The organism is Streptococcus oralis, from assembly GCF_901543815.1.
Classification (GTDB): domain Bacteria; phylum Bacillota; class Bacilli; order Lactobacillales; family Streptococcaceae; genus Streptococcus; species Streptococcus oralis_CM.
Window position 1 is genome coordinate 1801343 of sequence record NZ_CABEIU010000002.1, and the last position, 18889, is coordinate 1820231.

20 protein-coding genes are annotated in these 18889 nt (G+C 42.9%); 2 read left to right on the forward strand and 18 right to left on the reverse strand.

The genetic code is table 11. The annotated features are described in order from the left end of the window. Positions 1–135: 135 nt before the first annotated feature. From FQT28_RS09195 to FQT28_RS09270, 15 genes are all read right to left on the reverse strand, one after another. Positions 136–828 carry a methionine ABC transporter permease gene (locus tag FQT28_RS09195; protein ID WP_038804670.1) on the reverse strand — a complete coding sequence of 231 codons (693 nt, stop codon included), beginning with the start codon at positions 826–828 and terminating at the stop codon, positions 136–138. A 1-nt stretch (position 829) separates the two neighbouring features. Beyond that, positions 830–1891 (reverse strand): methionine ABC transporter ATP-binding protein, encoded by a 1062-nt coding sequence (locus tag FQT28_RS09200; RefSeq protein ID WP_000085680.1) that lies wholly within the window; start codon positions 1889–1891, stop codon positions 830–832. After that, the gene (locus FQT28_RS09205; RefSeq protein ID WP_143989990.1) at positions 1884–3257 is read right to left on the reverse strand and encodes a M20 family metallopeptidase; all 1374 of its coding nucleotides are present in this window, start codon (positions 3255–3257) and stop codon (positions 1884–1886) included. Before FQT28_RS09205 ends, FQT28_RS09200 begins: the two co-directional genes overlap by 8 nt. Before the next feature lie 123 nt (positions 3258–3380). Further along, the gene (locus tag FQT28_RS09210) at positions 3381–4235 is read right to left on the reverse strand and encodes a MetQ/NlpA family ABC transporter substrate-binding protein (protein ID WP_143989991.1); all 855 of its coding nucleotides are present in this window, start codon (positions 4233–4235) and stop codon (positions 3381–3383) included. A 153-nt stretch (positions 4236–4388) separates the two neighbouring features. Then, positions 4389–5231: an amino acid ABC transporter substrate-binding protein gene (locus tag FQT28_RS09215; protein WP_049502808.1), complete on the reverse strand. Its 843-nt coding sequence runs from the start codon at positions 5229–5231 to the stop codon at positions 4389–4391. A 103-nt stretch (positions 5232–5334) separates the two neighbouring features. Continuing rightward, a complete protein-coding gene (locus tag FQT28_RS09220; protein WP_000253936.1) occupies positions 5335–5658 on the reverse strand; it encodes an AzlD domain-containing protein in 324 nt (107 codons plus the stop codon). Beyond that, positions 5648–6343, reverse strand: a complete 696-nt coding sequence (locus FQT28_RS09225; RefSeq protein WP_143989992.1) for an AzlC family ABC transporter permease — start codon at positions 6341–6343, stop codon at positions 5648–5650. Before FQT28_RS09225 ends, FQT28_RS09220 begins: the two co-directional genes overlap by 11 nt. Positions 6344–6486: 143 nt before the next feature. Further along, complete coding sequence (locus tag FQT28_RS09230) at positions 6487–7092, reverse strand: hypothetical protein (protein ID WP_143989993.1); 606 nt, start codon at positions 7090–7092, stop codon at positions 6487–6489. A 180-nt stretch (positions 7093–7272) separates the two neighbouring features. Then, positions 7273–7947, reverse strand: coding sequence for a CPBP family intramembrane glutamic endopeptidase (locus FQT28_RS09235; RefSeq protein ID WP_143989994.1), 675 nt, complete (start codon positions 7945–7947; stop codon positions 7273–7275). A gap of 168 nt (positions 7948–8115) precedes the next feature. After that, positions 8116–8784 carry a CPBP family intramembrane glutamic endopeptidase gene (locus tag FQT28_RS09240; RefSeq protein ID WP_143989995.1) on the reverse strand — a complete coding sequence of 223 codons (669 nt, stop codon included), beginning with the start codon at positions 8782–8784 and terminating at the stop codon, positions 8116–8118. A gap of 115 nt (positions 8785–8899) precedes the next feature. Further along, positions 8900–9763: an Rgg/GadR/MutR family transcriptional regulator gene (locus tag FQT28_RS09245; RefSeq protein WP_143989996.1), complete on the reverse strand. Its 864-nt coding sequence runs from the start codon at positions 9761–9763 to the stop codon at positions 8900–8902. A gap of 110 nt (positions 9764–9873) precedes the next feature. Beyond that, entirely contained in the window at positions 9874–10884 is a 1011-nt protein-coding gene (tsaD, locus tag FQT28_RS09250) for a tRNA (adenosine(37)-N6)-threonylcarbamoyltransferase complex transferase subunit TsaD (RefSeq protein ID WP_143989997.1), read from the reverse strand. Next, on the reverse strand, positions 10874–11311 hold the full coding sequence (rimI, locus tag FQT28_RS09255; RefSeq protein ID WP_143989998.1) for a ribosomal protein S18-alanine N-acetyltransferase: 438 nt from the start codon (positions 11309–11311) through the stop codon (positions 10874–10876). Before rimI ends, tsaD begins: the two co-directional genes overlap by 11 nt. After that, positions 11308–11991, reverse strand: a complete 684-nt coding sequence (gene tsaB, locus FQT28_RS09260; RefSeq protein WP_143989999.1) for a tRNA (adenosine(37)-N6)-threonylcarbamoyltransferase complex dimerization subunit type 1 TsaB — start codon at positions 11989–11991, stop codon at positions 11308–11310. Before tsaB ends, rimI begins: the two co-directional genes overlap by 4 nt. 478 nt (positions 11992–12469) lie before the next feature. Further along, the gene (locus tag FQT28_RS09270; RefSeq protein ID WP_000492020.1) at positions 12470–12685 is read right to left on the reverse strand and encodes a hypothetical protein; all 216 of its coding nucleotides are present in this window, start codon (positions 12683–12685) and stop codon (positions 12470–12472) included. A gap of 290 nt (positions 12686–12975) precedes the next feature. Here FQT28_RS09270 and FQT28_RS09275 point away from each other — a divergent pair, with 290 nt between their 5' ends. Further along, positions 12976–13209 (forward strand): DNA-dependent RNA polymerase subunit epsilon, encoded by a 234-nt coding sequence (locus tag FQT28_RS09275; RefSeq protein WP_000639572.1) that lies wholly within the window; start codon positions 12976–12978, stop codon positions 13207–13209. A gap of 1 nt (position 13210) precedes the next feature. Beyond that, on the forward strand, positions 13211–14890 hold the full coding sequence (rnjA, locus tag FQT28_RS09280; protein ID WP_143990000.1) for a ribonuclease J1: 1680 nt from the start codon (positions 13211–13213) through the stop codon (positions 14888–14890). A gap of 142 nt (positions 14891–15032) precedes the next feature. On the opposite strand, the gene mnmG is transcribed toward rnjA, so the two are convergent. From mnmG to mnmA, 3 genes are all read right to left on the reverse strand, one after another. Then, positions 15033–16946, reverse strand: coding sequence for a tRNA uridine-5-carboxymethylaminomethyl(34) synthesis enzyme MnmG (mnmG, locus tag FQT28_RS09290; RefSeq protein WP_143990001.1), 1914 nt, complete (start codon positions 16944–16946; stop codon positions 15033–15035). A gap of 8 nt (positions 16947–16954) precedes the next feature. Next, positions 16955–17410 carry an NUDIX hydrolase gene (locus FQT28_RS09295; RefSeq protein WP_185952369.1) on the reverse strand — a complete coding sequence of 152 codons (456 nt, stop codon included), beginning with the start codon at positions 17408–17410 and terminating at the stop codon, positions 16955–16957. 140 nt (positions 17411–17550) lie between these two features. Then, entirely contained in the window at positions 17551–18672 is a 1122-nt protein-coding gene (mnmA, locus tag FQT28_RS09300) for a tRNA 2-thiouridine(34) synthase MnmA (RefSeq protein ID WP_143990003.1), read from the reverse strand. Positions 18673–18889 lie beyond the last annotated feature (217 nt).

Genomic DNA, 18889 nt, shown 5'->3' on the forward strand with positions numbered 1-18889 from the left:
TAAGGTTTATCTTTCTGTTTTTTTTTCTACCCTATTACCAGAGAGAGTTAACTTTATCTATTATACCATAATTTAAAAACTTTAAATGCCCCTGTTGGCAGCTTCCTAGAACAAAAAAGAGCCGAAGGGCTCTTTTTATTTATGACTTAATTTCTTGGTCAAGAAATCTCCCAAGAACTGGATTGTAAAGATAATCAAGATGATAATAATGGTTGCTAAGACTGTCACATCGTGATTGAAACGGTTAAATCCATAAGCAATGGCTACGTTACCGATACCACCTGCTCCAACCGCACCAGCCATGGCTGTTTCCCCGACAAGGGAAATCAAGGTTACAGTCGTCACACGAATCAAATCTGGCAAACCTTCTGATAGGTAAACACCCACGATGTCCCAGAAGGTCGCTCCACTAGCCTGCGCCGCCTCAATGACACCGCCATCTAGCTCAGCCAAGACAACCTGCACCTGACGGGCAAAGAAGGCAAAGACTGCAAAAGAAAGTGGGACAAGGGCTGCATTTGGCCCAATACTAGTCTTAACAATCAAGTGAGAAAGTGGCGACAAGATAGCCAAGAGGATGATGAAAGGAACTGCACGGAAAATGGAGGTGATCTTGTCTAAAATCCAAAAGATAACCTTATTTTCCAAGACACCACCTGGCGCAGTCAAGACAAGGAAGAGACCTGCTACCAGTCCCAAGAACCCTCCAATGATGAAGGAAAGAACCGTCATATAAAGAGTTAGGTAGATAGCTGTTCCCCAGCCTGCCTGACCAGCCCAGCCCATCTTATAGACATTTGGTAAGTAAGTTTGAATAAACTCTGTCATTCTACTGTCCTCCCTTCAATACTTTTAGCTGTACACCTGCTTGACGAATGGCTTCTTGAGCACCTGCTAGCGCTGCTTTTTCTCCTGACAAGACCACCACTAATTCTCCAACGGGAGTACCATCGAGAATTTCGATATTTCCATAAAGGATATTAGCCGTTACTTGGTAATGTTTGTACAATTCATTCAAAAGTGGCTCGTCTGTCGAAGCCCCTGCATACTTGAGCTGCACTAAGATACTGTTTTCAGATAAATGTTCTACGATTTCTTGCTTCTCAATCTTAACCATGGCTTCGTCAATACCTGTGGCTGTTGAGATAAAGTCCTGGGTCAAAGGTTGTTTTGGATCTGAGAAGATTTCAAGAACACTGCCCTCTTCAATCAAACGGCCATCCTGCATAACTGCCACACGGTTGGCAATGTCTTTGACAATCTGCATTTCATGCGTAATCAAGACAACCGTCAAGCCTAATTTTTGGTTCAAATCTTGCAATAAGGCCAAAATCTGCTTGGTTGTCTTAGGGTCAAGGGCAGAAGTTGACTCGTCTGAAATCAAAATTTTCGGATCATTTGCCAAGGCACGCGCAATGGCTACACGCTGTTTTTGCCCTCCTGATAGTTGTGAAGGGTAGTTTTCAGCACGATCCGCCAAGCCAACTAAGTCCAACAACTTAGCTACTTTAGCTTTCTTTTCTTCCTTGCTGAGTCCAGAGTGCTTAAGGGCAAAGGCTACATTCTCCTCTGCTGTCTTTTGACTCATCAGGTTAAAGTGCTGGAAAATCATCCCGATATCCTGACGTTTACGACGCAACTGCTCTGCCGTCAAGGTTACCTTGCCATCAAAAATGACGTCGTCATCAATGGTAATTTTCCCAGCAGATGGCTTTTGCAAGAGGTTAATCACCCGTACAAGGGTTGATTTCCCTGCTCCAGAATATCCAACGATACCGTAGATATCCCCTTCTTGAATGTGAATGGTCACATCCTTGACCGCTGTGATGGTTCTCTTCTTCTGATGAAAAGTCACATCAATCTGATCTAACTTGATAATATCTCTACTCATAGCTTCTAATCAGCTCCTCTACTAATTCAATATGGGTGTAGTAATCGGCGATTCGCACGTTTTCATCTCCACCATGGTCTCGGCTATTGGCATTTCCTAGACCGAAGGCCACCATTGGTACCTCTAGGGCATCAAAGACCGTATGCATAGGCCCTGTCCCCGCTGTGGTCGGCAAGACTGAAACGCCCTGTGGATAGAATTTCTTGGCCAACTCGATCACATTGAGAATAGCTGGCGCGCTCATATCGCTTCGATAGCTCATCTCTCCCAAGGTATAGTATAATTCTACCTTATCAAAGCCATTTTTGTCTAGCTGTTTCCGAATTTTTTCCAGAACATCATGCGGTTCTAGGCCAGGAACCAAACGAACTTCTAACTTGGCACTGGCTTCTGCTGGCAAAATCGTTTTAACCCCTTGCCCTTGATAACCTGACTGAATCCCTTCGATATTAAGGGCTGGCTCAAAAAAGAAACGTTTTAGAAAGGCTGCACGTTCCTCTTGTAAGAGAGGCAATTCCAAGCCATAAATGCGACTGATTTCCTCAGGATTGCGTTGGGCGTAGGTATCTACCAAGGCTAGTTCTCGTTCATTTGGCTCTTGGACATCCTCGTACAAGCCTTCGACCAAGATACGACCATCTGCAGCACGAAGGCTACTTAAGGCCTGGAGGAGATACCATGGAGCTGATTCCACGACACCACCATAACTCGAGTGAATGTCCACATCCGCACTTTTCACCTTGGCATCAAAGGTCACGATTCCCTTGTTTCCACCAGAAATTTCTAACTGCTCCAAGGCATTTTTAGTTCCTTGCTCCCAGACTAGCAAATCTGCTCCACGAAGTTTGTCTGCGTGTTTCTCTAAATACTTATCTAAATCCATAGAAGCAGACTCCTCTGCCCCTTCCATGATAAAGCTGATATTGACTGGCAGGTCATCATGGTGCTGCATATACTTTCTCAGAGCACTCAAACGAGCCGTGATATGGCCCTTGTCGTCGTCAACCCCACGTCCATACATAAATCCATTACGCACAGAAAGTGTAAAGGGATCCTCTGTCCAGATCTGATCTCCGTCCGCTGGCACAGTGTCATAGTGATTATAGAAAATAAAGGTCTTAGCATCTGGACGCGAACTCTTGAAATGCGCCATGACAAAAGGCGCCGTGTAGCTCTCATCAATCTCGACTTCAGCTCCCACACGCTGGAAAATCTCACCCAGATAGTTTGCGACTTCCTTGAGCCCGACCTGCTGGGCAAAGACTGATTTCTTGGAAATCAAGGTGCGCAAAACTTCAAAATAATGCTGGGCTACATGATCCTTTTCAAATTTTTCAATCTGTTCTTGTTCGCTAGGAAAAACCATTTTCTCTCTCACTTTCTACTGAGGACTTGTGTCTATGGACGGACTACAAGATCATCTTCTTCAAAACCAACAATCTAGACAAAAGCAAGAGGTGGAAACTCTCTCCCACCTCCCTATGTCTTATTACCAAACTGGTTGGTCCAAACCGTCTGATGTTTCTTCGATAACTTTTTTCACTTCATCAGTGTGGTAAGCCGCGATAATTTTCTTGATGGCATCCGCTTTAGGTGATGATTCCCAATCTTTTTTCGCAACGATGATGTTGTACCATTGTTTTGAGTTTTCATCAGCTTGTTCTTTGAAGAGTGCTTTCTTGTAGTCCAATTTTGCTTCTGTAACGAAGGTATTATTTACAACGGCAGCGTCAACTGATGACAATGAACGAGCTGTTTGACTAGCGTCCAATTCAGTAATCTTCAAGTTCTTTGGATTTTCTGTGATGTTAGCAACTGTTGCTAGAGCAGTTCCAGAAACATCCAATTTGATCAAACCAGCTGATTGAAGCAAGTAAAGCGCACGGCTTTCGTTTGTTGCATCGTTTGGTACAGCAATTTCACCCTTATCTGGGATTTCTTCTACTTTAGTGTACTTGTTTTCTTCCCCATTTTTACCTGAGTAAAGGCGGATTGGTGAGATGTACGTATCTGCAATCGCTACAAGGTCTTTCCCATTTTCCTTGTTCCAGTTGTTCAAGAAGTTGTAATGTTGGAAGGCGTTCAAGTCTACTTCGCCATCAGCAGTTGCCTTGTTTGGTTGAGAGTAGTCAGTGAACTCTGTGAATTCCAATTTAATACCGTCTTTTTTGACCAATTCTTGGATTTTATCCCAACGTTTTTCTTCAGAACCACTGCGGTTAACTGTTGCGATTTTAACAACTGTTTCGTTGTCCGCTTTCTTTTCTGAATTTCCACAAGCTGCAAGAGCCAAACCTGCGACTGTAGCAAGCGCTGCTACACCGAGCCATTTTTTGATTTTCATAATTCTATCTCCTTTAAAAATAATACCGTAATAGTATCTCATACTTTATTTGATTTAGCAAATTGTTATTAGATAGGCAGACATATAGTTTGAAACTATATACCTCCAGAATGGAAAATCATCCATCTACCAGAGAATGGATGATTTAAAAATTTATTTAATATCAGCTTCTGCTGGCAGATAAGAACCGCCAAAGAACTGTTGAGATAGCTTTTCAAGGGTTCCATCTTTATATAATTCTTGGATGCGTTTGTCCACAAATGCCTTCAACTCATCTTGACCTTTGGCAAGAAGTGGGTATACGTAAGGTTGTTGGTCGCTTGGAAGTTCGATAACTTTCAAGTTATCCAAACCTTGGTCCTTGATGACTGTCTCTACACCGATTTTATCAAAAATCTTGTAGTCAAATCGGCCATCACTCAAACGTACCATGATTTGTTGGAAGTCCCCTTTAACGTAGTTAAGGATAGTTGGGTTATCTGAGTGTTGTTTGTTGTAGTCTTCTAGCTGTTTAGCAGATGTTGTTCCTTGAACAACTTCTGTTGATTTTCCACCGATATCATCAAACGATTTGATGCTAGAGTCATCTTTTTTCACTACAAGAACGTTAGGGTTTTTAGCAGTTGGAGCTGCATAAAGGTATTTTTCAGCACGTTCTTTAGTGTAGCTGATGTTGCTAACAGCCATTTGGTAACGATCAGCATCAAGTCCTGCAAAAACACCTGACCACTCTGTCTTCTCAAACTTGACAGTATACTTGTCAGAATCTTTAAAGATAGCGCGAACCACTTCAATCTCGTAACCAGTCAATTCGCCATTTTCTTCATAGTTGAATGGTTTTGGTGTAGCATTGGTTACAACGATAATTTCTTTTTTACTAGATGTTGCTTCACCAGATGCAGCATCTTTCTTCTCACCACCTGAGCAAGCTACTAGTACACCTGCGGCAACAAGTCCTAGAGCAGCAAGAGATGAATATTTGACGATTTTTTTCATGTCATTTCCTCCAAAATAGAATACTGTATTATCTTAACAGAAAAAAGGAATTTACGCCATTATATGATATCTATCTCTGTGATAGTTTTTTTTTATGGCTGATTTAAAAGACCAGACGCAAGACTGCAATCAAGACTACCCCAAAAAGAACCGTACCCACTAGATTGCGGTAGCGAAAGGCTACCCAAGCCGTTGGAAAGACTGCCAAGAAGTCCAACCACTTGATCTGAGGAAGACTCCCTACCTTGCCTGTCACCACGCTTGAAAGGATCAAAGCAAAGATAATAGAAACAGGCAAAAACTTCAAAAAACGCTCGACTATTGCTGGCAAACCCTTGTACTTGACCAAGATGAAAGGAATCATACGGGGAATCCAAGTCACCAAGCCAGAGAAAATAACTGCTAATAAAAGATACTTACTGACCATCTAAGACCACCCCCACAGTACAACCTAGCAAGGTCGCAAACAAAACAGCTAGTGACTGAGACACCACTGTCAAGAGCAAAAAGAAAGACACCGCAACAACTGCTAGGATCTTCAGCAGATTGCGGACAGGAATCCGTCTTTGCATAATCTGGAACTGCGAAGCAAAAATCCCGATAAACATTCCCACGAGGGCAAAATCTAAACCAAAAACCTTAGGATTTGGAAGAAGACCACCTAAAGCCGTTCCCACAACTGTTCCAATAAACCAGGCTACATAACTATTGAGATTGTTCCCGTGCATCCACATAGGATGGACCTTGTCTGTATGGGCTAATTCTCCCATCAAAACTCCGTAAGTCTCATCCGTCAAGAGGCTAGACATACCGATATTTTGCCAGAGGCTGGTATGACGGAAATAAGTCGACGCATGCAAGCTCAGCAAAAAGAGTCGCAAGTTGATCAAAAAGACCGTCATGACAATAGCTGCCACAGGCGCTTGGACCGCAATCAATGCCAACATGGCAAACTGGGCACTCCCAGCATAAACAAAGAGGCTCATCAAGCCCATCTCAACGGGTGTCACATAGGGCGCACCAATAATCCCACAGGCCAGTCCGATACTAACATAGCCAAGGGCAGTCGGCATAGCCGCCTGTACACCTTCCCAAAATCCTTTTTCTTTCATCCTTCTCCTCATATTCTCTCCAATTGCGGCTGTTCGTCATCACAGCCACAGCAAGAAATATTATAACACATTCAAAGAAGAGAAAAAAGTTTAGAGTTTGAAACTTGGAGCTAGTAAAAAATACTGAAATCCCATGAGTGTTATTAATGCATCCTAAACTGATCCACCCGAATAGTATACTTTTTAGCTTCCATTTCTTTAGCATCTTCATCTTCTGTCGGATAGACATCAACCCAGAGTTCTTTCCTTTGTCCTTTCAACTTGACTTTATAGCGATAGCCGTCATCGTATAGTCCTACCGTCTCGGTAGTTACAGATTGGAAATTCGGGAGAGTTTCAATTTCTTTTTTTATAGTCTGGGATAGATTGTTGAGCACCACATATTGCTCCCCTTTTGAAGCTACAGGAATATGGACTGTCGCTTTTTCCAAGCGATGTGATTTTGAAAATGTGAATCTTGCTCGACCTGTATAACCATTCAAAGCAATATTTTCGTAATCATAGAAAAGGCGTCCCGTTTTATAGAAATAGGGGTCTTCTGCACGCCAGCTATCTCGATAACCCATTTCTGTTTCTTCCACCACTTCGCTAGCCTCACCAAAAACTTCTTCAAAGGATTTAAGAGGCATATTGAATGAAAGTGTTTCAAACAAGACCAGTTGTGTCTTTTTAAAATTCTGGCAAGCTGATAAAAGCATAAGTAAAGCTCCAAGAGCAAGTAGACTACTGATTATTTTTGTAAATTTCATATTTCTACTATACAAAAAAAGTCTAGGATTGACAAACTTTGATAGAGCGGGATTCCGTGATTGGATTTTAAAAATGCTTCTTTTGTTTTAAATTGATCAAGAGTCAGTAACAATCCGTCATAATAAGAAAAAGACTGGGAAGCCAGCCTTATCTATGTGATGTAAAAATTTCTGCTAAATCTAAAATCCAAACACCAATAAGCTGACGATAATTAAAAAGGTATTCCACAAGATGTGGAGTGCCATTGACCAATAAATTGAACGTGTATAACGAAAGAGCATACAGAGTAGCAGACCTGCTCCTGCATAAATGATGAAGTCTGTTATCACCCATCCATATTGCAAAACATGGATAAGACTGAATAGAGTCGAGGAGACAATTATGTCAACATAGTATTTTTTAAATTTAGTTAGGGATGTCATCAGAAGCCCCCGAAAAACCAACTCTTCAACTATAGGAGCAATGAGACTACCGTATAAAATGCGCGTTATAAAGTAACTAATTCCTGTCAAATTAGCTGTTTCTTTCACAATTGCCCTCCCATTTTGCGTACTAGGAAAGATCCGAGTCGTTATATTTACCCACAAAAACATCAATAGAAAGAAAAGAAAGAAGAGACCCAGATAGGACCAACGGAACTGGAATCGACCGTACTCTTTCCAACGTTGACTCTTAACAAGAACCACAGTAGCAACAATTCCCTCAATTACTATCAATAAAATCTGAATCCCATAAAATCCAAAGTCGGATAATTGGTTCACTGAATCTAATTTTGCTACAAGATTAAAAATCAAGTAATAGGACACAAGCACCAAAATGGTCCCTAGATAAAATTTCGTTTCTTTCCCTTTCATAGTTGTTCCTTTTAAGTTTTATTTACGTCGTCTTTCAGCCAAACCTGCCCAGAGTCCTTTCATCCAATCAAAAGCTCCGTAAGGGCTTGGTCCAGCACTACAAACTGACTCGGGAATTTTATGTCACAGCTAGTGTTCTCTTTTACTAATTAGGATTATTGAAAAACTCTAAAACAACAAGGGGAGAATCTGACCAATGCCATTGTAGACTATGTGCAGTCCAATAGGCCAATAAATGGACTTTGTCACTCTAAATAAGACTGCAAATATGAGACCACCACCCATATAGAAGAAAAAGTCTGTCAATACCCAACCGTGGTTACTAATATGCAAGATCCCGAATAAAGCAGCCGAACCGAACACATCCAGTCCCCATTTCTTCCCTTTTTCCAGAGCAGTCATCACCAATCCACGATAAATCATCTCTTCAAAAATGGGACCTGCAATTACAGGATAGAAAAAATACATCAAAAATGCCGTAGCTCCTGTAAAAGTAGGAATGGCGAGTTGATAGGAAATTTCATTTTTGGTAGATGGGAAAAGAAAAAAGGTGACGAAATTCCAAACAACAAAAGCAAGCAGAGCTAGGAAGGAATAGAAAAGATAGGATCCTTTAAATTTTCTACTGTTGATTTTCTGCCATTTCCCTGACCAAACCATAACAATAAGAGCAAATAAAACCACAAGAAAATTCAACATCATATCCGACAAATAATAGGCAAAGTCAGATAGACCAGTAACAAGGTCGCTATGTAAAAGCAAACGAATGAAGAACTGGTCAGCAATGACAATTAGAATGGCTATAATAAAGTAATAGCGCGAGATTATCTTTTTCATCCTATTTTCTCCTATACTATGTAATAAAAACAGTATAACACAAAAACTACCCTATCTTAGAAAATCGCATATTTGACATTTTTTCTCATGGAAATTTCACATTTGCGATTGTTGACTAATCGATAAGCTCTTTGTATTGCTGCAAACGCAATTCAAAAAGGGCTGTTAATTGTGGATTTTCTAATATTTGCAGAGATTGGATAAAGTGTTCAATCTCTTTTTGATTACTTCCCTTAGTTTGAAGGAAAACACTCATTTTCTTTAAAAATTGCCACAATAATTTCTCAAAAACATCATACGGACGAAGCATGCTCTCCAACTCAGACTCAAAGATTGGGATGTAAGAGAAAAGCTTACGCTCCATGAACTCTGATATGATATTCAGATAGCCACTTTTCATATACAGTCTATTGTGTGCCAATTCTTTAAATTCCTTGGATTTTTCGAGTAAGGAGGTTGATAAAAAGATCAGATCTTGATTACTCAAGAAGGGCATAGTGTTACAAAATATATAGAGTTCAAACCAGGTCCAAGACTCGATAGCATAAAGGTAGGTGGTCAAAAACTCACGATCCTCCTCTTCGAGCAGATAGCTTTTATCCAAGGAATGGATAGCATTTTTAATCACGATGGCATTCAAACGACGATAGGTCTGCGCTATCTGTTCCTGCTCGATTTCCTCCAACAGTTGCTCTAAACCCGCTATATCTTGATGGGCAAAGCGATCCACAACCTTTCGACCAAATCGCATATGTGGGGATTCTTGATAGTTGTTGAGCTTGTGTCCAAACTCATCGAAGGTCACATTTATCCCTTGGATAGCTAGGATCAACTTATCTGCAGACAGCATAGACTGCCCTAGTTCAAACTTAGATAGCTGGGATGCTGTCAGTCCATCACAAGCTACATCTGACTGCTTGAGTTTTCGCGCCAAGCGTAATTCCTTGTAAAATTCTCCCAATTCCTGTTTTTCAATCATGGCCAAACTCCCCTTTAAAAATTCCCTTTACTATTCTATTCGTAAAAAATTTTACTTTTTTAACATATTATAAAATATTTTAGCAAAAAAGCCAGCTCGAAGCTGACTCTTTATTCCACCGTATCAAAGGCGAGACTTGGTCTGGCGTTGAGGTCCAAGCCTGCGAAGTTTTCTTTGTTCCACTCGCTAACGCTGGCATAGGCAATCATACCTGCATTGTCTCCGCAAAGACGCAGAGGTGGAATGATAACCTTGACGTCAGTGATTTCAGCTGCTAGGCGTTCTCTGAGACCTTTATTGGCAGCCACACCACCTGCCACGACCAGAGTTTTAACAGGGTATTTTCCTAAAGCCTTCTTGGTTTTGGCCATGAGAATATCCATGACTGCTGCTTGAAAGGATGCTGACAGGTCTTCCTTGGACAAGCTTTCTCCCTTTTGCTCGGCATTGTGGTGAAGATTGATAAAGGCAGATTTCAAACCTGAGAATGAGAACTCCAGATTGTCTTCTTTAATCATAGCACGAGGAAAGTCATAAATATCCTGCCCCTGATGAGCTAGCTCATCAATCTCGCGACCTGCTGGATAGGTCAATCCCATGACACGGCCAACCTTATCATAGGCCTCACCAACCGCATCGTCTCGTGTCTCCCCAACAATCTTATAATCACCAGCCTCGGAAACATAGACCAACTCCGTGTGCCCACCGCTAACCAAGAGAGCTAGCAAGGGAAACTCCAAAGGCTCAACGCTCTGAGCCGCCATAAGGTGACCAGCCATGTGGTTAACGGGAATCAGCGGAAGTCCATGAGCCCAAGCAAAGGCCTTAGCAGCTGACAAACCAACTAGCAGTGCTCCAACCAAGCCCGGTCCATAGGTAACCGCAACAGCTGTCACATCGTTTTCAGTAATCCCTGCTTCTGTCAAAGCTTCCTCAATACAGGCTGTAATAACCTCGACATGGTGACGACTGGCCACTTCTGGCACTACGCCTCCAAAACGTTTGTGGCTCTCAATTTGACTCGCAATGACATTGGACAAGAGCTCATCGTCGTTTTTCAAGACGGCGACACTGGTCTCATCACAGGATGTCTCAAATGCTAAAATGTATCTATCCTTCATCTATTTCTCTCTTCATGATGATGGCGTCCTCGACCGGATCATGATAGTAGGCCTTGCGCTCAGCGATGACCGCCATCTTTTCTTTCTTGTAAAATGCTTGTGCTCGTTGATTTGACTTTCTGACTTCAAGGAAAATTTCCTTGTCTACTGGTAATGTTGCAAACAAGGCTGAAGCAATTCCCTGACCCTGATAGGTTTGTTTGACAGCGATTTGCAAGACTTCTGCCTCAAAGAGATTCTCCTGCACAGCTAGAAAACCAATCACTTCTGTCCCATCATAAGCCAGAGCGTACCAAGTCTGGTCTTGGGACAGGTCTGCTTGGATTTGTTCCAGCGTCCACGGATTGACTGGATAAACAGCTGCCATGACAGCGTAAATAGCTTGAGCCAGGTCAGGCTGTCTTTGAATTCGTTTGATCTCTATCATAGGCGTTTAATGTAGGACTCACCAGACTCGGTATGGTTCTTGAGCCAATTTTCCTCAGCTTCAACACGTTTGAGGTAATTTGGCACAAAGTCGTGCAAGGAGTCTGCTTTCTTGTCCCATGCCCAAAGAGCTAGATTAGCTGCATTTGGCAAGGTTTCTTGGTAGCTAGCTTGTGGTAGCTGTTCTTGGATCTGCTCCACAAAGGGGGCAACTTCTCCAACAAAAGTCACCTGTTCAGCATCCTTGACCTGCTCTAGCACTTCCGCAAAAGACAAGTGCGCTTCTGGCAAGACAGGCTGAGCATTTTCATAAAACCCTGCATAAACATTGTTGCGACGCGCATCCATCAAAGGAACGAACAGACCTTCTTGTTGGCGTGGTACCAGAGCCAAGAGGCTGGACATGCCAACTAACTCAATGTTTAGAGTATGGACCAAGGTCTTGGCAGTCGCTACCGCGATTCGCAAACCTGTGTAGCTACCTGGTCCTTCAGCCACCACGATTCGATCCAAATCCTTAGGCGTCCAGTCCAAACTTGCCATCAAAAAATCGATGGCAGGCATGAGGGTAATACTGTGATTTTTCTTGATATTAATCGTCGTCTCAGCAAGAATCTGCTTGTCCTCTAAAATAGCGAGAGAAAGAGCCTTGCTGGACGTATCAAAAGCTAATACTTTCATAACACATTCCTATCTTTTTGTCTGTTTACTATTATACTACAAAAGCCAGCGCATGGGAATTTTCTTTGTTTTGAAACAAAAAGCCTTACCACTGAGACAAAGAGGAAGGCACAAAAATTTAAAAAAGTTGCAGATTTTTCCTATCTTTTCCGAATAGAAAAGTGACCAAGGCAATTGAAAGGAACTTCGTAAAAAGTTTGGATAAGTCATGCTAGATAAAAGACACATTTTTAGAAGGGTAAATTTTATTCTCTTCGTCTCTTACAGTTTGCTCAGCATTTTCAATGATTTAAACATAATCAGAATCCCCTTGCCAATTGATTTATCGGTTTGTATTGTTTTCTTTTTATGTTTCAACTCGATTTTCGATGCGAGAAATCATCATCGTAAACATAAGGATATCACCTAAAAATAGAAAAATCCGCCCCATCTATCAAGACGAGGTGGTTTTTCTGTATATTTAGATGAATAATTGAGCTCAAACATTTAAACCAAAATGAAAAACGAGCCAGACAACATAGGTGACAAGAAGGAGAAAAATTGAATAGAGTGTCACAAAAGCAAGCTTCCAAAGGAATTTTGTTTTGCGGTGTTCTAGATACGTAAAAATAAGATTTCCACCATAGACACAGGCTACAAAGACTATAAACATCAAGAGGCGAACCCCGATCGCAAATTCAAACAAACTAAACATCCTTAATTCTCCTTGTTTTAAAAGCTATAGGGAATATTCCCATCCATAAACTTCCCTTTCTCTTTCCATTATAACACCTAAGCGCTCTCCAACAAAATTCTATCTGTCTTTTTGCTCCTTCTTCCCCTCCCGACTTTCTCCATTTCCGTCTTTTACTAATTTTTCATTTTGTGGTATAATTGAAATAATTGTAACGAATCAAGGTCAATCTAGACACAAAATGGAATGAAATCAAGCAAATCTCTACTAAAAGTTTGGAATAAGCTGACCTGTAAATAGAAAGGAACTATATGATTTACAAAGTTTTTTATCAAGAAACAAAAGAACGTAGCCCACGCCGTGAAACAACACGCGCACTTTACCTAGACATTGATGCCAGCTCAGAACTTGAGGGCCGCATCGCTGCTCGCCAACTTGTCGAAGAAAATCGCCCAGAGTACAATATCGAGTATATCGAACTCTTGTCTGACAAATTGCTAGATTACGAAAAAGAAACTGGCGCTTTCGAGATCACGGAGTTCTAATATGGCCTACACTCTTAAACCTGAAGAAGTCGGCGTTTTTGCCATCGGTGGTCTGGGAGAAATCGGGAAAAACACTTACGGAATTGAATACCAAGACGAGATTATCATCGTCGATGCTGGGATTAAATTCCCAGAAGATGACTTGCTGGGTATCGACTATGTCATTCCTGATTACTCTTACATCGTGGACAATATCGACCGCGTCAAGGCTGTTTTGATTACACACGGACACGAGGACCACATTGGTGGGATTCCTTTCCTTCTCAAACAAGCAAACGTCCCTATCTACGCTGGACCGCTTGCCCTGGCTTTGATCCGTGGAAAACTCGAAGAACACGGTCTCTTGCGCAACGCCAAACTTTACGAAATCAACCACAACACTGAGTTGACCTTTAAAAATCTCAAGGCAACTTTCTTTAGAACCACTCACTCTATTCCAGAGCCTTTGGGGATTGTCATCCATACTCCTCAAGGAAAAATCGTCTGTACGGGTGACTTCAAGTTCGACTTCACTCCAGTTGGTGAACCTGCAGACTTGCACCGTATGGCAGCTCTTGGTGAAGAGGGTGTTCTCTGTCTCCTCTCTGACTCGACAAATGCAGAAGTGCCAACCTTTACCAACTCTGAAAAAGTCGTTGGCCAGTCCATCATGAAGATTATCCAAGGCATCGAAGGTCGTATCATCTTTGCATCCTTTGCCTCAAATATCTTCCGTCTCCAGCAAGCAACGGATGCCGCTGTTAAGACTGGACGCAAGATTGCAGTCTTTGGCCGCTCTATGGAAAAGGCCATTGTCAACGGTATCGAACTTGGCTACATCAAAGCTCCTAAGGGAACCTTTATCGAGCCAAATGAAATCAAAGACTACCCTGCAGGCGAGATTCTAATCCTCTGTACAGGTAGTCAGGGTGAGCCGATGGCAGCCCTCTCTCGTATCGCCAATGGAACCCACCGTCAGGTGCAACTCCAACCCGGCGATACTGTTATCTTCTCTTCTAGCCCAATACCCGGAAATACTACTAGCGTCAACAAATTGATTAACATCATCTCAGAAGCTGGTGTTGAAGTTATCCACGGTAAAATCAACAATATCCACACCTCTGGACACGGTGGTCAGCAAGAGCAAAAACTCATGCTCCGCTTGATCAAGCCCAAATACTTCATGCCTGTCCATGGTGAATACCGTATGCAGAAAGTCCATGCTGGACTAGCGGTGGATACTGGTGTCGAGAAGGACAACATCTTTATCATGAGCAATGGTGATGTGCTTGCCCTTACTGCTAACTCTGCTCGTATCGCAGGCCATTTCAACGCCCAAGACATCTATGTCGATGGAAATCGTATTGGCGAAATCGGTGCAGCTGTCCTCAAAGACCGTCGTGATCTATCTGAAGACGGTGTCGTACTTGCAGTCGCAACTGTTGACTTCAAATCTAAAATGATCTTGTCTGGTCCAGACATCCTCAGCCGAGGCTTTGTCTACATGCGAGAGTCTGGCGACTTGATTCGCCAAAGCCAGCGCATCCTCTTCAATGCAATTCGTATCGCATTAAAAAACAAGGATGCTAGTATCCAATCTGTCAACGGTGCTATCGTCAATGCCATTCGCCCATTCCTCTATGAAAATACAGAACGTGAGCCGATTATCATCCCTATGATCCTCACACCAGATGAAGAATAATACTCTTCGAAAATCAAATTCAAACCACGTCAGCTTCGCCTTGCCGTACTCAAGTACAGCCTTCGGCTAACTTCCTAGTTTGCTCTTTGATTTTCATTGAGTACAAGTCAACAAAACAGCCCCGTCTTCGGAGCTGTTTTTTCTATGCTTTCTTTTCTTGATTTTTAGAAATACTACGATTTTTACCTTCAAGATACACCATCAAAATGGAAATATCTGCTGGGTTTACTCCCGAAATACGGCTGGCTTGGCCGATAGTTTCTGGATTGATGAGTTTGAACTTTTGGCGAGCTTCTGTCGCAATAGAATCAATATCATCCCAGTCGATGTTAGAAGGAATGCGTTTTTCTTCCATGCGTTTCATCTTGGCAACCTGATCCATGGCTTTGGAAATATAGCCTTCGTACTTGATTTCTGTTTCAATCAATTCGATAATCTTGTCATCTAAGTCCTCAGCAGCTGGCCCGATGAAGGTCACCACATCTTGGTAAGAGACTTCTGGGCGACGGAGAAATTCTTTGGCTGTCACTGCATCTGTCAATGGCTTGAAGCCCATCTCCTCAACCTTAGCATTGGTTTCCTTGACTGGTTTGAGTTTGATGCTATCTAGTCGCTTCATCTCATTGTCAAATTGATTTTTCTTGATTTCAAAACGAGCCCAGCGTTCATCGTCAACAAGGCCAATCTCGCGTCCCATCTCGGTCAAACGCATATCAGCATTGTCATGACGAAGAATGAGACGGTATTCAGCTCGACTGGTCAAGAGACGGTAGGGTTCAATGGTCCCCTTGGTCACCAAGTCGTCAATCATCACCCCGATATAACCGTCGCTTCGTTTCAAAATCAACTCTGGCTTGCCTTGGATTTTCAGAGCTGCATTGATACCAGCGATAATCCCTTGACCAGCTGCTTCTTCGTAACCTGACGTTCCATTTGTCTGACCAGCTGTGAAAAGTCCTGAGATTTTCTTGGTTTCCAGAGTCGCACGTAACTGGTGTGGCAAGACCATGTCGTACTCAATGGCATAACCAGTTCGCATCATTTCAGCATTTTCCAAACCTTTGATGGAATGAACCAGCTCGCGTTGGACATCCTCAGGTAGACTGGTTGAAAGACCTTGGACATAGACTTCCTCTGTATTGCGCCCTTCCGGCTCTAGGAAAAGTTGGTGGCGTTCCTTGTCCGCAAAGCGCACAATCTTGTCCTCAATCGACGGACAGTAACGAGGCCCCACTCCCTTGACCACACCTGTAAACATAGGCGCACGGTGGAGATTGTTTTGGATAATCTCATGACTGGTACCGTTGGTATAGGTCAACCAGCATGGCACTTGGTCCTTGACATAATCTTCATCACGCGAAGTATAAGAAAAGTGATTTGGCGCTTCGTCCCCTGGCTGAATCTCTGTCACATCGTAATTGATAGAAGAAGCCTTAACACGTGGAGGTGTCCCCGTCTTGAAACGACCAATTTCGAGTCCGAGATTCTTAAGATTGTCAGCTAGGTTAATAGAAGCTAGACTGTGGTTAGGACCTGATGAATACTTTAGGTCTCCGATGATAATTTCCCCACGGAGAGCAGTCCCTGTAGTCACGATAACAGCCTTGGCAGCATACTCTTGATGGGTCGCCGTCCGCACACCAACAACCTTGCCATCTTCCACCAAAATCTCATCAATCATGGTTTGACGAAGGGTCAGATTTTCTTGATTTTCAACTGTCTTGCGCATTTCCTTAGAGTAAAGTTCCTTGTCAGCCTGCGCACGAAGGGCACGGACAGCTGGACCTTTCCCAGTGTTGAGCATCTTCATCTGGATGTAGGTCTTGTCAATATTCTTGGCCATTTCGCCACCGAGGGCATCTACCTCACGTACGACAATCCCCTTAGCAGAACCACCGATAGAGGGGTTACAAGGCATGAAAGCCAGCATTTCAATGTTGATAGTCGCAAGCAAGACCTTACAACCCATACGGCTGGCAGCTAAGGAAGCCTCAACCCCAGCGTGTCCCGCACCGATTACAATAATATCGTATTCTTCCGTAAAATTATAAGTCATTTTCTCTCCTATTCCTCAAGATGAATGTGTCTTAGTTGACCGTCCCAATCTGGTAGGGCTGTTCTTAAAAAGGCTGGAACCAGCTGGCAATCTTCCAACTCATCCAAGTCAATCCACTCACAAGGCTGCGTTTTTTTGTCTTCCTGCATGGTCAACGGGGCATCCTCCAGCAAGTCTACCAAATAATGAAACTCGATGTTGTGATAGGAAACACCGCCCTGTTCAAAACGATTTTCAACCACGAAAGCTAGCTGCCCAGCTTGAGCTTTGACACCTAGTTCTTCCCTCACTTCGCGGACTACCGCGTCTTCCGTTCTTTCATTGACTTGGATGGCACCGCCGATAGTGTAATACTTGTCCTTATCTTTGGTGACTAGGAGTTTGCGATTTTGAAGAATCAAGGCTGTCGCCCGAACACCAAAAACTGTTTTTCCCACTTTTGTCCGAAAGTCTTGTTGAGTCATTTTTATCCTTTCCTCTAAACGACACAAAAACAGTCAAAACTCGAAAGAAGTGCAGGACAAAAAAGCCTGCAACATCCATGAGCTTTGACCATCATTTCTATTGCTTTTATTATTGTAGCAAATTGGGAAAATTTGTCAATCTAAATGTACTGACAAACTTGTCCATCGCGGTAGGCATTGTCAATCAAACCGCCACCTAGACACTCTTCGCCATCGTAAAAGACAACTGCCTGTCCTGGTGTGATCGCGCGCTGTGGCTCTGCAAAGATGACTTCTGCCTTGTCTCCTTTGACATGTACAGTCACCTTAGAATCAGGCTGACGGTAGCGGAATTTAGCCGTACATTCTAGCGTAAATTCCTCTGACATGTCACGAGTAAAGTGGACTTGACTGGCTTCTAGGCTTGTTGACATGAGCGAATCATGATAGAAGCCTTGGCCGACATAGAGAATATTCTTGCTCAGGTCTTTTCCGACAACGAACCAAGGGGCATTGTCACCACCGTGTTGGCCACCGATACCGAGTCCGCCACGCTGACCGATTGTATAATACATCAGACCTGCATGCTCACCCATATCGCGTCCATCCACAGTCATCATACGACCAGGCTGGGCTGGTAGGTAGTTACTGAGAAAGTTTTTAAAGTTCTTTTCTCCGATAAAACAAATCCCTGTCGAATCTTTCTTCTTAGCAGTCGCAAGTCCTGCTTCTTCAGCTAGTCTGCGAACTTCAGGCTTTTCCAAATGTCCCAATGGAAACATGGTTTTTTGGAGTTGTTCTTGAGAAAGTTGGCTGAGGAAATAGGTCTGATCCTTGCCATTGTCCACGCCACGAAGCATGTGAACGATGCCATCCTCATCACGCGCCACTCGAGCATAATGCCCAGTCGCTACATAGTCTGCGCCTAAGGTCATAGCATAGTCCAAAAAGGCCTTGAACTTGATTTCCTTGTTACACATAACATCTGGATTTGGCGTGCGCCCTGCACGGTATTCCGCTAGGAAATACTCAAAGACGCGGTCCCAGTACTCTTTTTCAAAATTGACAGAGTAGTAAGGAATGCCGATCTGGTCTGCCACCGCAGCCACATCCTTGTAATCTTCGGTCGCCGTACAGACGCCATTTTCATCTGTGTCGTCCCAGTTCTTCATGAAGATACCGATCACATCGTAGCCCTGCTCCTTGAGCAAGAGAGCCGTCACCGACGAATCAACACCACCACTCATCCCCACGACAACACGTGTTTTAGAGTTATCACTCATGGTAAGTCTCCCATCTATTCGTTTATTCATACCCTTCAAAATTCTATTCATTATGACTTTCAATAGAATTTCTTTGAGTATAGGCATTTCGTTTGCTTTTAGGACTAGGCAACGAGTCGCAGGCATAACTTGAGTTAGGCAAGACGAGTTAACGACGTAATAAAAGATAAACGAAATGACTAATTCACGATTGAAGGTCGTGTGTGCTTCACGATTG

Excerpts from the sequence above, each read along its gene's own strand:
- mnmG (WP_143990001.1), bottom strand. The coding sequence starts at position 16,946 with ATGACTTATAATTTTACGGAAGAATACGATATTATTGTAATCGGTGCG.
- FQT28_RS09220 (WP_000253936.1), bottom strand. The coding sequence starts at position 5,658 with ATGGTCAGTAAGTATCTTTTATTAGCAGTTATTTTCTCTGGCTTGGTG.
- rimI (WP_143989998.1), bottom strand. The coding sequence starts at position 11,311 with ATGATAGAGATCAAACGAATTCAAAGACAGCCTGACCTGGCTCAAGCT.
- FQT28_RS09235 (WP_143989994.1), bottom strand. The coding sequence starts at position 7,947 with ATGAAAGGGAAAGAAACGAAATTTTATCTAGGGACCATTTTGGTGCTT.
- FQT28_RS09275 (WP_000639572.1), top strand. The coding sequence starts at position 12,976 with ATGATTTACAAAGTTTTTTATCAAGAAACAAAAGAACGTAGCCCACGC.
- FQT28_RS09245 (WP_143989996.1), bottom strand. The coding sequence starts at position 9,763 with ATGATTGAAAAACAGGAATTGGGAGAATTTTACAAGGAATTACGCTTG.
- FQT28_RS09270 (WP_000492020.1), bottom strand. The coding sequence starts at position 12,685 with ATGTTTAGTTTGTTTGAATTTGCGATCGGGGTTCGCCTCTTGATGTTT.
- rnjA (WP_143990000.1), top strand. The coding sequence starts at position 13,211 with ATGGCCTACACTCTTAAACCTGAAGAAGTCGGCGTTTTTGCCATCGGT.
- tsaD (WP_143989997.1), bottom strand. The coding sequence starts at position 10,884 with ATGAAGGATAGATACATTTTAGCATTTGAGACATCCTGTGATGAGACC.
- FQT28_RS09240 (WP_143989995.1), bottom strand. The coding sequence starts at position 8,784 with ATGAAAAAGATAATCTCGCGCTATTACTTTATTATAGCCATTCTAATT.
- FQT28_RS09200 (WP_000085680.1), bottom strand. The coding sequence starts at position 1,891 with ATGAGTAGAGATATTATCAAGTTAGATCAGATTGATGTGACTTTTCAT.
- tsaB (WP_143989999.1), bottom strand. The coding sequence starts at position 11,991 with ATGAAAGTATTAGCTTTTGATACGTCCAGCAAGGCTCTTTCTCTCGCT.
- FQT28_RS09210 (WP_143989991.1), bottom strand. The coding sequence starts at position 4,235 with ATGAAAATCAAAAAATGGCTCGGTGTAGCAGCGCTTGCTACAGTCGCA.
- FQT28_RS09230 (WP_143989993.1), bottom strand. The coding sequence starts at position 7,092 with ATGAAATTTACAAAAATAATCAGTAGTCTACTTGCTCTTGGAGCTTTA.
- FQT28_RS09195 (WP_038804670.1), bottom strand. The coding sequence starts at position 828 with ATGACAGAGTTTATTCAAACTTACTTACCAAATGTCTATAAGATGGGC.
- FQT28_RS09215 (WP_049502808.1), bottom strand. The coding sequence starts at position 5,231 with ATGAAAAAAATCGTCAAATATTCATCTCTTGCTGCTCTAGGACTTGTT.
- FQT28_RS09295 (WP_185952369.1), bottom strand. The coding sequence starts at position 17,410 with ATGACTCAACAAGACTTTCGGACAAAAGTGGGAAAAACAGTTTTTGGT.
- mnmA (WP_143990003.1), bottom strand. The coding sequence starts at position 18,672 with ATGAGTGATAACTCTAAAACACGTGTTGTCGTGGGGATGAGTGGTGGT.
- FQT28_RS09225 (WP_143989992.1), bottom strand. The coding sequence starts at position 6,343 with ATGAAAGAAAAAGGATTTTGGGAAGGTGTACAGGCGGCTATGCCGACT.
- FQT28_RS09205 (WP_143989990.1), bottom strand. The coding sequence starts at position 3,257 with ATGGTTTTTCCTAGCGAACAAGAACAGATTGAAAAATTTGAAAAGGAT.